Source organism: Geobacillus sp. 47C-IIb, from assembly GCF_014679705.1.
Classification (GTDB): Bacteria; Bacillota; Bacilli; order Bacillales; family Anoxybacillaceae; genus Geobacillus; species Geobacillus thermodenitrificans.
The window spans coordinates 701,636-713,039 of sequence record NZ_CP061473.1; the positions used below are offsets into that span (position 1 = coordinate 701,636).

General features: G+C 54.0%; 14 protein-coding genes. 5 read left to right on the plus strand and 9 right to left on the minus strand.

All coding sequences use genetic code 11. From position 1 onward, the window contains the following. Positions 1–135 precede the first annotated feature (135 nt). Positions 136–1,326, minus strand: a complete 1,191-nt coding sequence (locus IC804_RS03535; RefSeq protein ID WP_008879729.1) for an endonuclease Q family protein — start codon at positions 1,324–1,326, stop codon at positions 136–138. Continuing rightward, positions 1,323–1,877 carry an NUDIX domain-containing protein gene (locus IC804_RS03540; protein ID WP_008879730.1) on the minus strand — a complete coding sequence of 185 codons (555 nt, stop codon included), beginning with the start codon at positions 1,875–1,877 and terminating at the stop codon, positions 1,323–1,325. The genes IC804_RS03535 and IC804_RS03540 overlap by 4 nt, the downstream gene beginning before the upstream one ends. Positions 1,878–1,983: 106 nt before the next feature. Between IC804_RS03540 and IC804_RS03545 the strand changes: the two genes are divergently transcribed. Then, the gene (locus IC804_RS03545; RefSeq protein WP_008879731.1) at positions 1,984–2,904 is read left to right on the plus strand and encodes an aldo/keto reductase; all 921 of its coding nucleotides are present in this window, start codon (positions 1,984–1,986) and stop codon (positions 2,902–2,904) included. Positions 2,905–3,169: 265 nt separating this feature from the next. Here IC804_RS03545 and IC804_RS03550 read toward each other — a convergent pair whose 3' ends face one another. The 4 genes from IC804_RS03550 to IC804_RS03565 form a co-directional block, all read right to left on the minus strand. Next, the gene (locus tag IC804_RS03550) at positions 3,170–4,369 is read right to left on the minus strand and encodes a CynX/NimT family MFS transporter (protein ID WP_008879732.1); all 1,200 of its coding nucleotides are present in this window, start codon (positions 4,367–4,369) and stop codon (positions 3,170–3,172) included. A 15-nt stretch (positions 4,370–4,384) separates the two neighbouring features. Beyond that, the gene (locus IC804_RS03555) at positions 4,385–4,630 is read right to left on the minus strand and encodes a YqkE family protein (RefSeq protein ID WP_008879733.1); all 246 of its coding nucleotides are present in this window, start codon (positions 4,628–4,630) and stop codon (positions 4,385–4,387) included. 238 nt (positions 4,631–4,868) lie between these two features. Further along, a complete protein-coding gene (locus IC804_RS03560) occupies positions 4,869–5,108 on the minus strand; it encodes a YqkC family protein (protein ID WP_008879735.1) in 240 nt (79 codons plus the stop codon). Continuing rightward, on the minus strand, positions 5,098–5,442 hold the full coding sequence (locus IC804_RS03565; protein WP_008879736.1) for an iron-sulfur cluster biosynthesis family protein: 345 nt from the start codon (positions 5,440–5,442) through the stop codon (positions 5,098–5,100). Before IC804_RS03565 ends, IC804_RS03560 begins: the two co-directional genes overlap by 11 nt. An 82-nt stretch (positions 5,443–5,524) precedes the next feature. On the opposite strand from IC804_RS03565, the gene IC804_RS03570 reads away from it, so the two are divergent. Together IC804_RS03570 and IC804_RS03575 are read left to right on the plus strand one after the other, a co-directional pair. Further along, positions 5,525–5,743, plus strand: coding sequence for a CDGSH iron-sulfur domain-containing protein (locus tag IC804_RS03570; RefSeq protein WP_008879737.1), 219 nt, complete (start codon positions 5,525–5,527; stop codon positions 5,741–5,743). A gap of 73 nt (positions 5,744–5,816) precedes the next feature. After that, positions 5,817–6,014, plus strand: a complete 198-nt coding sequence (locus tag IC804_RS03575; protein ID WP_008879738.1) for a YqzH family protein — start codon at positions 5,817–5,819, stop codon at positions 6,012–6,014. 60 nt (positions 6,015–6,074) lie between these two features. Here IC804_RS03575 and IC804_RS03580 read toward each other — a convergent pair whose 3' ends face one another. Beyond that, complete coding sequence (locus tag IC804_RS03580) at positions 6,075–6,863, minus strand: SDR family NAD(P)-dependent oxidoreductase (RefSeq protein ID WP_008879739.1); 789 nt, start codon at positions 6,861–6,863, stop codon at positions 6,075–6,077. Beyond that, positions 6,854–7,825 carry an MBL fold metallo-hydrolase gene (locus IC804_RS03585; protein WP_008879740.1) on the minus strand — a complete coding sequence of 324 codons (972 nt, stop codon included), beginning with the start codon at positions 7,823–7,825 and terminating at the stop codon, positions 6,854–6,856. The genes IC804_RS03580 and IC804_RS03585 overlap by 10 nt, the downstream gene beginning before the upstream one ends. A gap of 491 nt (positions 7,826–8,316) precedes the next feature. Between IC804_RS03585 and proI the strand changes: the two genes are divergently transcribed. Together proI and namA are read left to right on the plus strand one after the other, a co-directional pair. Beyond that, positions 8,317–9,156 carry a pyrroline-5-carboxylate reductase ProI gene (gene proI, locus IC804_RS03590; protein ID WP_008879741.1) on the plus strand — a complete coding sequence of 280 codons (840 nt, stop codon included), beginning with the start codon at positions 8,317–8,319 and terminating at the stop codon, positions 9,154–9,156. Positions 9,157–9,294: 138 nt separating this feature from the next. Continuing rightward, positions 9,295–10,317 carry an NADPH dehydrogenase NamA gene (gene namA, locus IC804_RS03595; RefSeq protein WP_008879742.1) on the plus strand — a complete coding sequence of 341 codons (1,023 nt, stop codon included), beginning with the start codon at positions 9,295–9,297 and terminating at the stop codon, positions 10,315–10,317. Here namA and rnz read toward each other — a convergent pair. Beyond that, positions 10,314–11,234, minus strand: coding sequence for a ribonuclease Z (gene rnz, locus IC804_RS03600; RefSeq protein WP_008879743.1), 921 nt, complete (start codon positions 11,232–11,234; stop codon positions 10,314–10,316). The two genes, namA and rnz, sit on opposite strands and share 4 nt — an antisense overlap. Positions 11,235–11,404 lie beyond the last annotated feature (170 nt).

Below are 11,404 nucleotides of genomic sequence, written 5' to 3' on the forward strand. Positions count from 1 at the left end.
GTTTCGTATATGACTGTTTTTCAAAAAAACGGGATTGCCCGTCGGCAACCCCGTTTTCAATAACCATCACTCCGCCTGTGCACGGCCATCGTTCGCTCCTTTGTGGGTCCCCTGCCCTCGGCGTTTTCTCACCCGTCATTTTTCCTGCACTTTTCCGTATTTCCCGCCGCCGCCAGCTTCGATGGCGAGCGCGCCGCTGCGGGCGAGAACGATCAGTCGTGCGAGCTTTTGGCCGACCGTCTCGGCTATCTCTTCTTCTGTCGCCTCATGCAGCACGCGCATTTCCGTGCCAAAACGGCTGAGCAGCTTTTCGTACGACTTCAAGCCGAGTCCAGGGATAAATTCAAGCGGCACCTGATATACATACGGCGGCCGTTTCGGTCCGTGCTCCGCCGTTTTTAACTCCTTGAGCCGGTCTGACACCCCTTTAATAAAGCGATGGTGGCCGCACGCTGGGCAGCGCTCAGCCTCAGGCGAAACCGGCGTCAGGCACCCCTCGCACACCGTTCGGTGGTATTTACCAAGCTTTGGATTTAAGCCATAATTGGCGATGATTGTGCGCCCGTCCTCGTTGCGGAACGCTTTTTCCAGCTCAGCAAACGTCGGGGCGGCAAGCTGCACTTGTTCATATTCCCGGGCAATTTTTCGCAATGAATGGGCATCCGAGTTTGTCAAATACGGATAGCGGTGTAATTCGGCGATTTGGTCAGCCATTGACGTATCGGCGCTCAATCCAAGCTCAATGGCGTCGATTTGATCGGGGTCGAACACTTCCGTCAAACTGCGTTCGACTCCTTTTCCGTACAAACTTTTAAACGGAGTGAACGCATGCGCCGGGATAAACCAGCCACCCCACTCTTTTACCGCTGCTTGCAGCTCGCGCCCTGAAGCATAAATGCGCTGCGAGCTGAGTGATACGTTTTTCACCCGCTTGCCAAGCCAAGCGGAAAATGCGCGCATCGCTTGAACAGTCGGCAAAAAAGCGAGGACATGAATCGGTCCGTGGCAACGGTCGTCATACACTTCGATTTCGCTGCCTAAAAGCAAGGTCACTTTCCCGGTACTAATGCCGCCCTCACGATGTTCGCACCATCCATGTTCATCCATGGCCCGTTCGAGCTCATCAAGCACTTCCGGCACATGACTGTCAATGACACCGACCAAATCGATTCCTTTCACATGCGCCGCTTCATGCAAAATGTTCGCAAGCGTCAACGTCCGTGCCCCAGTAATTTTCACCGGACGGCCGGAAGCGGTGCGGCCGATATGAATATGTAAATCAGCGTAATAGCGGCCGAGGACGCCATCGTTTTTTCCGTTAGTCATCGTTTCTCAAGCGCGCGGCGCAGCTGCAAATATTGCAAGGCATACGCCGTTTTAGCATCATAAATGTCACGTCGTTCAAGCATATCCAGCGCCTCCTCTAACGTCACTTCCAGCAGTTCAACAAATTCATCTTCATCTAAACCGGCACCATCTTCGACTTTTTCCAACCCCTCGGCGACGTACAAATGGATGAGCTCGTCGGCAAATCCGGGCGATGTATAAAACGAAATGAGGTGGTGCATCGATTGGGCGCGGTAGCCGGTTTCTTCTTCAAGTTCGCGGTGTGCGGAAGCGAGCGGCTCTTCCCCATGTTCTAGCTTGCCCGCCGGAATTTCAACCAATGCGCGCTCGAGCGCTTTTCGATACTGACGGACGAGGACGATCTTCCCATCGGGCAAGAGCGGCAACACCGCTACCGCCCCCGGATGTTTAATCACCTCGCGCCGACTCGTTTTCCCGTTTGGCAGCTCCACCTCTTCAACATACAGTTCGATGATGCGTCCGCTGAATAATTTTTCTTGGCGGATCGTTTTTTCATACAACTGATCCATTCTTATTCTCCCCTATCCATTGATAAATTCTTTTCCATTGTACTACATATTTGGCCATTTTTTCGCCCCTGTTGTACAATGATCATTAAGAAGGGAGCGTAACGCAATGAACAAACGACGCATCGGTACATCGGATTTGTATGTGAGCGAAATCGGACTCGGCTGCATGTCGCTTGGCACCGATGAACGCGAGGCGATCCGCCTCATTCACGAAGCGCTTGATCGCGGCATCAACTATTTGGATACAGCCGACTTGTACGATCGTGGCCTGAACGAAGAATTTGTCGGCAAAGCGGTGAAAGGAAAACGCGATCAAGTGATTATCGCCACCAAAGTAGGCAACCGTTGGCGACCGGACGGAAGCGGTTGGGATTGGGATCCGTCCAAAGCATATATCAAGCAAGCCGTCAAAGACAGCCTGCGCCGCCTGCAAACAGACTACATTGACTTATACCAGCTCCACGGTGGCACGATCGACGACCCGATCGACGAGACGATTGCGGCATTTGAAGAGTTAAAGCAAGAAGGAGTCATTCGTTGGTACGGCATTTCCTCGATCCGTCCCAACGTCATTCGCGAATATGTGAAGCGTTCAAATATCGTCAGCGTCATGATGCAATATAGCCTGCTTGACCGCCGTCCGGAAGAGTGGTTCCCTCTCTTGCGCGAGCATAACATCAGCGTCATCGCCCGCGGTCCGGTCGCTAAAGGCTTGCTTACTGACCGCCCGCTCGAAGCGGCAGGAGCGGCGGTGAAAGAACACGGCTATCTCGACTACTCGTACAGTGAACTGCAAGCACTCATCCCGAGGCTGAAAGAGAAAACCGGGGAACGCCGTTCGTTAACTGCGACCGCGCTCCAGTTTTGCTTGTATGATCCGGTCGTTGCTGCCGTCATTCCAGGTGCGAGCCGGCTTGAGCAGCTGGCGGAAAACATCGCTGCCGCATCCGCGCTGCCGCTTGACGCTGACGAATACAAATGGTTAAAACAAGCGACGAAGCGCTCGGTGTACGAAATGCACCGATAAGCACAGACGGCGACATAAGAAACCTCCCAACTTAGCTCACGGGAAACAGATTGGCATCACGTTGCCTGCAAAACGAATCGTACCCCAGTACGAAATGTCCGCACGGGCGCAGCATAATCGTGCCAAAAATAGCTGCCGAGCCGATGAACGACCGCCAGCATCGCAGCTAAACAAAAAGAAGAGCCCAAGGCGCCAGCACGGCCGCTTACGGGCTCTTTTTTCTGCCTATATGAGTCAGGCGATACGTCTTGTTTCGCCCCTCCCACTACACAACATCATCATCCACATACTTGTCCTTTGCCGCCCCCAAACCGAACACCATCATGGCGGCACAGACAATCAACAGTAAAACGAGGGAGGGGATGAAATGGCCGGCCTTATCGTACAACGCCCCAAACAACGGTGGACCGGCCGCCGCCAGTAAGTAACCAACGAACTGGGCCATAGCAGAAAGTTGGGCAGCCTCTAGCGGGCGGCGCGTCCGCAGCGTAAACAGCATCATCGCAAGGGAAAACGACATGCCAGCACCGACACCGGCAAAGAACGCCCCCGTCCACAGCCACCATCCTTGGCCAACTAACAACGCGACGATCCCAGCCACTTTCAACAGCACCGATGAACCGATCAACACTTTTTGATCTTTCATCCGCTCGGCCAACATCGGAGATAAAAACATCATCGGCAGCTGGGCAAATTGGAAGAAAAACAATAACCAGCCGGCCGTATCGGCCGCCATTCCTTTGCCTTGCCCAAGCTCTGGCAGCCACGTAATCACGCAATAAAAGAAAAATGATTGCATTCCCATAAATAACGTCACTTGCCAAGCAAGCCATGAACGCCAAAATGACGAACGTCGTTTTCCCGATGGAGCGCTAGCGGATTTCCATCGATAAATTTGCGGCAGCCAGACTACAATTGCGACCAGAGTAAGCAACGCCCAAAAGCGAAACGCTCCTTCCCAGCCAATCCCCCACCCGTCAGCAAGCGGAACAGCAAGACCGGAAGCAAAGGCGGCACTGACGTTCATCGTCACCGTATAAACCCCCATCATTAAGCCAACACGCATAGGAAACGCGTCTTTAACAAGCGCTGGCATGAGGACATTGTTGACAGCGATCGCCGCACCGATGAGCGCTGTACCGGCAAACAGCCAGAAACTGCCTGCCAGCGGACGGATGAGTTCGCCTACGAGCAAGACGACGAGTGAACAAAACAGCGTTCGCTCCATCCCGATCCGGCGGGCAAACGTAGCCGCCGCCGGCGCCAACAAAGCAAACGCCAACAGCGGAATCGTCGTTAGCGCCCCGGCAGCGGCGTAGGAAAGGCCAAGCTCCCGCTGCAGTTCAGGAACGAGCGGGCCGACCGTAGTGATCGGTGCGCGCAAGTTGGCAGCTAAGACGACGACTGCGGCCACCATGAATACCGAAGAAGTCGCTGTACTCGCCGCCGCACTTTTTTGCCTCATCTATCTTTTCCCCCTTCATTTAAACTTGCGCCAATCAAGTTCACTTTCTTCAAGCAGCTCAGCAAACGACTTCTGCTCATCGCGTCGGCGCGCTTCCTCGCGGCGTCGCGCTTCTTCCGCTGCCCGCCGCCGCTGTTCTTCCTCGGCAAGCGCCCGCTTTTTCGCGAGCAACTTCGCTTCGACGTCCGCGCCGACTCGATCGGCAAGCGTCACCGTCTGCTGCTCTTGCCTCTTTTTCCGCCCCGCATGCTTCTTCACCATTTTCACCCCCTTGCATAACGGCCGCCCATTTGTCAAACGATACAACTAAACAACATCGAAAAGGAGAGATGACCAGTGGCCAAAAACCGCGCCCAAAAAGGAAAGCCGTCTGCCGATACAGTCAAACCAATGATCGCCAAAGAAGATCTAGAAAAAGCGATCCATCCGACAAAACGGCAAAACAGCCCGCAATAATAGGCGGACGATAGAAAAACCGTAACCGACCGGGTTACGGTTTTTACAGCACTTCAGTAATATGCGGCATATGCTCGCCAAGCCAAGCAATCGCGTCATCAAGCGTCGCAAACTCTTTCGTCTCAAATGTCATCTCATTTTGCAAAAGCCAGACGTCTTTTTTGTCGTGGTACGGACCGGCGACCGACCAATGAAGCAAGCTGTACGGGTCGTTTTCATGGGTGAATGACACCCATGTTTTTTGCTTCGCCGTCTCCGCCAGCTGCCGAAGTTTACCGTTCATCGCCAGATCCCACCTTCACAAGCGGCATATGCCCATTCAGCATTTGCCCGGGGCTTTTTAGCTGAAAGACGGTCGTCCCCGGCTTAACATCAATCGTCATCGTCTCATCAAAAAAGATGAGACGCGACCGCTCTAAAAGCACCGGAACGAAATTCGTCTCAACGGCAAGATCGTCCTCATCGGCCTCGTCAACGAGCCATAACGCCGGCACGCCGTCGACTAAACAGCCGCAGCCGTTCGTGTCATATTTGAGCTTTAACTGCCGCCCCGATTCGGCTACAATAGGGGTAAGCATTTCTTTTGCTGCATCAGTAAACGTGATGTTCACGCTCATCGTTGCTCCTTTTTCCGTTTGTTTCTTTATTATTCTACCTGTTGGCACATAACACTGTCAAAATGAAAAGGAGGAAAACCTGATGGCAAAAGTGCAAATCAAAGTCAATGACAACGGCTCGCTCCGCATCACCGGCGATGTCGAGCTCTTAGACGGCGAAGGAAAGCCGTTTGTAACAAAACAAACGTTTTCCCTCTGCCGCTGTGGGCTGTCGAACAACAAGCCGTTTTGCGACGGCTCGCATAAAGGGCGCTTTCAGTCGATCGTCCGCGCCCCTTCGCCGGAAACGGATGAACAGTAAGAAGCGCCCGTTCCCTCTCATTCCGAAAAGCAATCACTTCCTTATGCGAGTTTCGTAACGGACGGTGGAGTCAATGGATAAACGATGGCTGCAAAAACAAGTGCGCAACTGCTTGCGTCACTACGGCTATGACGATGAGATGATGCCGCTTAGCGAAGACGAGTGGCGCGACCTTTGCGCCCATATCGCCGCCGCCAAAGAAAAACAGCAAAACACTAACATGTACGAGCTTGTTCATGACGCTGTTTACCGATTTATTACGAGCGCATGATTGAGACCGACAACTATTCCATAAAAATGAAACGGCTGGCTCTGTACTAAGGGCAGCCGTTTACTTTTGGAAAAATGCCCGTTTCGCCACCTTTTCCACAAGACCCGGGGCGAGCCGGTACAACCGGCTGCCCACATCCATCCAGCCCGGCATGTTCACTTCGCGCGTTGGAGTCATCATCACTGCTACGACGCGCTTTGCCACCGCTTCCGGTCGAAGCATCCAGCGCGACACGTTGCGCACATAATCGCCTGTCTCATCCGCTAAATCAAAAAATCGAGTTTCGACCGGTCCGGGATTGACAGCGGTGACAAACACGCCAAACCGGCTCGCTTCGAGGCGCAAACTGTCAGTAAACCCGATGACAGCATGTTTTGTCGCCGAGTAAACGCTAGACTTTGGCGTTGCGATTTTGCCCGCTTGCGAGGCGATGTTGATAATATGGCCGCTTCCCCGCTCTTTCATATGGGAATACACCGACTTCGTGCAAGCAATAACACCGAAGACGTTGACGGCAAACATTGCTTCCATCTCAGCCAAATCAATGTCTTCGATGTAGCGGAAAACGCCAAAGCCAGCGTTATTGACAAGCACATCGATGCCACCAAGCTCCTTAAGCAGCTGAGAAAATACCGCCTCGACCATCTCACGGTCGCTCACATCAAGCTCCATGTGCGGCGCGGATACGCCGTATTGCGCTTTGATGCGGGCGCTTATTTCCTTAAGCCGCTCAACATTTCGCGCCAACAGCACCGGCACCGCCCCTTGTCGCGCCGCTTCATAGGCGATTTGCTCACCAATGCCTCCTGACGCTCCAGTAATGACAACATGACGGCCCTTCAACCGCACACCGACACCCCCGCCGCTTCATAAATGTAATGACCATCTTCCTGCTTTTTCCGCACATAACCGTTTACTTCCAAATAGTCAAGCTGGCCGATCGTCTCAGACATCGTCAGCATCAGTTGGCGTTCATAAGCAGTAGGAAACAGTTTTCGGCACACGTCAAACACGGTATGCGGACGTTCTTTCACCATGTCGAGCACCCGCTCGGCGCGCTGGCGTTGCTTAGCAAGCCGTTCGTGGACCAGACCGGAAATGTCAGTCGTATCGTCACCGTGGCCGTTTAGCGAGCGGTCGATATCATACTGTAACATTTTTTCAAGCGATTCGTTATATTGCAGCAATGGTTTCGGCCGCTCCGTTTCCCCTTCAGCTGGCGGCTCCATCATCGGGTTCGGGGAGATATGCAAAAGCAAATGGTCGCCGCCGATCAGCAATCCGTCATCCTCGCGATAGAGCGCGATATGGCTTTGTGCATGCCCCGGTGTTTCGATGACACGCCAGTGCGGCAATCCCGGCACCGATTCCCCTTCCGTGACAGCGATATCGATCGCCCGTCGGCTTGCATAGCGAAGTGATCCGCCTTCTTTAGACAGTTGGCTGAACAAGCGGCGGTCGACACCGCATTCAGAGAAAAATTCCTCAAAGAATTGAACGTACCGCTCTACAAACGCGCGTTCACGGCGCAAAAACGGATCGGCTTTTGGATGGCCGATGATCGGCGCATGCGGAAAATAATCAAGCAGACCAACATGGTCCGGATGATGATGAGTAATGACGATTTGCTCGATATCTTCCGGCCGATAACCGATCTCACTCAGACGCTGCACAAACTGCTGCCACGCTTCCTCTGTTTTCACCCCGGCATCGACCAACGTCAACCGATCGCCGGCAATCACGTACATATGCACATCCCCGACCGGAAACGGCGTCGGCACCGTGATCCGATGCACTCGCTCCTTGTTCATCACATTCCCTTCTTTCCCTATAAGTTCATAAATGCTCCCGCTCAAACTTAATTAAAATGAATGGCTATTCATTATATTGTAGTTTACAACGATTTCGTTCGTTTGTCATGCCTTTTTCTTCCGTGTGCTGAAATTGCAAAAAAATTCGCTCTCCTCTCTTGACAATCATGCCTGTCCCGCGGCATAATGACAAATAAAATCACGATACAGCCAAACCGGCGATGAACAGGGCCAGTAAACCGGAAACGGCAGCCAGAGAGCGAAGCCCGCGGCTGGAAGGCTTCGCTGCCCTCTTTGCGGTTGAACCTACCCTAGGAGCTGTTAGGCCAACCTAAACGCTTCCCCTGCGTTATCGGGGCAAAGTTGGGCTCGTTTGGCGCAGGCCAAATCAGCCAAAAAAGGTGGTACCGCGGAAACGAAGGTTTTCCGTCCTTTTGCAGGACGGGAAACCTTTTTCTTTTGCTGGACAACAAGGAAAGGAAGTGAATGCGATGACAACAACTCGGTCCATCGCCTTCATCGGTGCCGGCTCGATGGCGGAAGCGCTCATCGCCGGCATGACGAAAACGTTTTGCCATCCGACGCAAATCGTCGTGACAAACCGACAAAACCGCGCCCGGCTTGAAGAACTCAAGCGCACATACGGCGTCCATGCCGCCCAAGACGCACAACGCGCTGTCCAACATGCAGACATCGTTATTTTGGCCATGAAACCGAAAGATGTTGCCGAAGCGATGGCCGCTGTTGCGCCGGCCATTCGTCCGAACCAGCTCATTCTCTCATTACTTGCCGGCGTCACAACCGAGACGATCGAACAGCTCGCTAGACGTGATGTCGCCGTCGTGCGCGCCATGCCAAACACATCCGCAGCCGTCGGCTTATCGGCCACCGCGATCGCCGGGGGGCGTTTCGCCTCGGAGCAGCATCTTGAAACGGCAAAACAGCTGTTTGAAACGGTCGGCATTGTGACCATCGTGCCGGAGCGCGATTTGCATGCGGTCACCGGCCTATCGGGAAGCGGACCAGCGTACGTCTACTACTTGGTTGAAGCGATGGAAAAGGCGGCCGCCGACATCGGCCTCGAGCGCGATGTGGCGAAAACGCTCATTTTACAGACGATCATCGGCGCAGCGGAAATGTTAAAAGCGTCCGACAAACACCCGTCCGTCCTGCGCCGTGAGGTTACAAGCCCGGGTGGCACGACCGAAGCCGGCATCAAAGTGCTTGAGCAATACCGGTTTCAAGAGGCTATCGCCGCCTGCATCCGCCGGGCGACCGCCCGTTCCGAAGAACTCGGCAACGCCTTGCTCACTGCGATCGCTGAATCATAACCGAACACACCGTTAAACGCCGAGGCTGTTTGTATCGAGTTGGGCAAATCATCGGACCGTTTCATTTTGTTTTTTGACCGGCAGCATGCTATCATTCAGTCATGAACCGTTCATTCGCATAGAAAGGAGTGGATTGTCATGAACACGGTATTGTTTTCGCCATATACAACTCGCGGGCTAACGTTGAAAAACCGGATCGTTATGTCGCCGATGTGCATGTACTCGTGCGACACGAAAGACGGCACGGTACGCACATGGCATAAAATCCACTACCCGGCACGCGCGATCGGCCAAGTCGGCCTCATCATTGTCGAGGCGACCGGCGTTACGCCACAAGGCCGCATTTCTGAACACGACCTAGGCATCTGGGACGATGATCATATCCATGGGCTTCACGAACTCGTTGGACTCGTGAAAGAGCATGGAGCTGCTATCGGCATCCAACTCGCTCACGCCGGAAGAAAGTCGGAAGTGCCGGGAGAAATCATCGCCCCGTCCGCCATTCCGTTCAATGAATCATCGCCAACACCGAAAGAAATGACGAAAGCCGACATCGAAGAGACGGTGCAGGCGTTCCAAGACGGCGCGCGGCGGGCGAAAAAAGCCGGGTTTGACGTAATTGAAATCCACGCTGCCCACGGCTACCTTATTAACGAATTTCTATCGCCGCTGTCCAACCGGCGTCAAGACGAATACGGCGGCTCGCCGGAAAACCGGTACCGCTTTTTGGGCGAGGTGATCGACGCTGTCCGTGAAGTGTGGGACGGACCGCTGTTCGTCCGCATCTCGGCATCTGACTACCATCCGGACGGACTAACGGTGAAAGACTATGTCCCGTACGTCAAGCGGATGAAAGAACAAGGGGTCGACCTTGTCGACGTCAGCTCCGGCGCTGTTGTACCGGCGCGCATTGACGTCTATCCTGGCTACCAAGTGCCGTTTGCTGAATTCATCCGACGCGAAGCAGGCATTCCGACCGGCGCCGTCGGCCTGATCACTTCCGGCTGGCAGGCCGAAGAAGTGTTGCATAACGGCCGCGCCGACCTTGTCTTTTTAGGACGTGAACTGCTGCGCAACCCGTATTGGCCGTATGCTGCCGCTAAAGAACTTGGCGTAAAAATTGAAGCACCGGTGCAATACGAGCGCGGCTGGCGATTTTAACGCGGAATCGAAAATGAAGCAAAATCGGCGGCGAGCTCGGTGTTCGGAAACACGCGGCGCGCCTCCTCCAATAACTTGAGCGCCGCTTCACCTTGGTAGCGCGAGCTGATGTGAGTTAAAATGAGCCGCTTCGCTCCGGCTCGTTTCGCCACTTCGGCCGCGTCCGTAGTCGTTGAATGGAAATAATCGCGGGCAAGCCGCTGTTCCGCCGCGGCAAACGTCGCCTCGTGGATGACGACATCGGCCTCATGCGCCAGTTCGATTGCCGCTTCGCAAAAGCGGGTGTCACCTAAAACGGCAACGATCCTTCCTTTTTGCGGCGGGCCGACAAACTCGCGCCCGTCAAGCACGGTGCCGTCCTCAAGTACGACCGTTTTGCCTTGCTTAATTTGTTGGTAAATCGGGCCCGGGCGGACGCCGAGCGCCTTTAACCGGTCGACAAGAAGCGGCCCGGGCAAATCTTTTTCTGCGACGCGAAATCCGTATGACGGCATGCCGTGGTCGAGCCGCTTCGCGGTCACGGAAAACCGTTCATCGTCAAAGATGACACCTTCGTCGATCTCAGCGATGTTCAATTCATACCGAAGCCTTGTCCCGCTGACGGTGAGCGCGGTTTCGACAAACTGGCGGATGCCCTTTGGACCGAAGACGGTCAGCGGCGTCTCACCACTTTGAAACGAGCGGCTGCCGAGCAGGCCGGGCAATCCAAATAAATGATCACCGTGCAAATGAGTAATGAAAATATGCTCGATGCGGCGCGGGCGAATGGCGGTATGCAAAATTTGGTGCTGCGTCGCTTCGCCGCAGTCAAACAGCCATGTCGCCCCCCGTTCTTCGAGCAGCTGCAAAGCGATGGATGACACGTTGCGCTCTTTCGCCGGCACGCCGGCGCCGGTGCCTAAAAACAACAATTCCAAGCTCATTCACTCCTTGTCTCGGTCATCATTGCCTGTTGTTAGCGTACAATGTTGCCGAGCGCTTTTCAACTTTCTTTTACACAAAGAAGCGGTAAAATGTTTGCGTTCCAGCCGGCAAATCTCTACAATGATTTAGTTGAAGAGACAAAATTGGCTAAAGCGAGGTACAT

Excerpts from the sequence above, each read along its gene's own strand:
- IC804_RS03535 (WP_008879729.1), bottom strand. The coding sequence starts at position 1,326 with ATGACTAACGGAAAAAACGATGGCGTCCTCGGCCGCTATTACGCTGAT.
- IC804_RS03540 (WP_008879730.1), bottom strand. The coding sequence starts at position 1,877 with ATGGATCAGTTGTATGAAAAAACGATCCGCCAAGAAAAATTATTCAGC.
- IC804_RS03545 (WP_008879731.1), top strand. The coding sequence starts at position 1,984 with ATGAACAAACGACGCATCGGTACATCGGATTTGTATGTGAGCGAAATC.
- IC804_RS03550 (WP_008879732.1), bottom strand. The coding sequence starts at position 4,369 with ATGAGGCAAAAAAGTGCGGCGGCGAGTACAGCGACTTCTTCGGTATTC.
- IC804_RS03555 (WP_008879733.1), bottom strand. The coding sequence starts at position 4,630 with ATGGTGAAGAAGCATGCGGGGCGGAAAAAGAGGCAAGAGCAGCAGACG.
- IC804_RS03560 (WP_008879735.1), bottom strand. The coding sequence starts at position 5,108 with ATGAACGGTAAACTTCGGCAGCTGGCGGAGACGGCGAAGCAAAAAACA.
- IC804_RS03565 (WP_008879736.1), bottom strand. The coding sequence starts at position 5,442 with ATGAGCGTGAACATCACGTTTACTGATGCAGCAAAAGAAATGCTTACC.
- IC804_RS03570 (WP_008879737.1), top strand. The coding sequence starts at position 5,525 with ATGGCAAAAGTGCAAATCAAAGTCAATGACAACGGCTCGCTCCGCATC.
- IC804_RS03575 (WP_008879738.1), top strand. The coding sequence starts at position 5,817 with ATGGATAAACGATGGCTGCAAAAACAAGTGCGCAACTGCTTGCGTCAC.
- IC804_RS03585 (WP_008879740.1), bottom strand. The coding sequence starts at position 7,825 with ATGAACAAGGAGCGAGTGCATCGGATCACGGTGCCGACGCCGTTTCCG.
- proI (WP_008879741.1), top strand. The coding sequence starts at position 8,317 with ATGACAACAACTCGGTCCATCGCCTTCATCGGTGCCGGCTCGATGGCG.
- namA (WP_008879742.1), top strand. The coding sequence starts at position 9,295 with ATGAACACGGTATTGTTTTCGCCATATACAACTCGCGGGCTAACGTTG.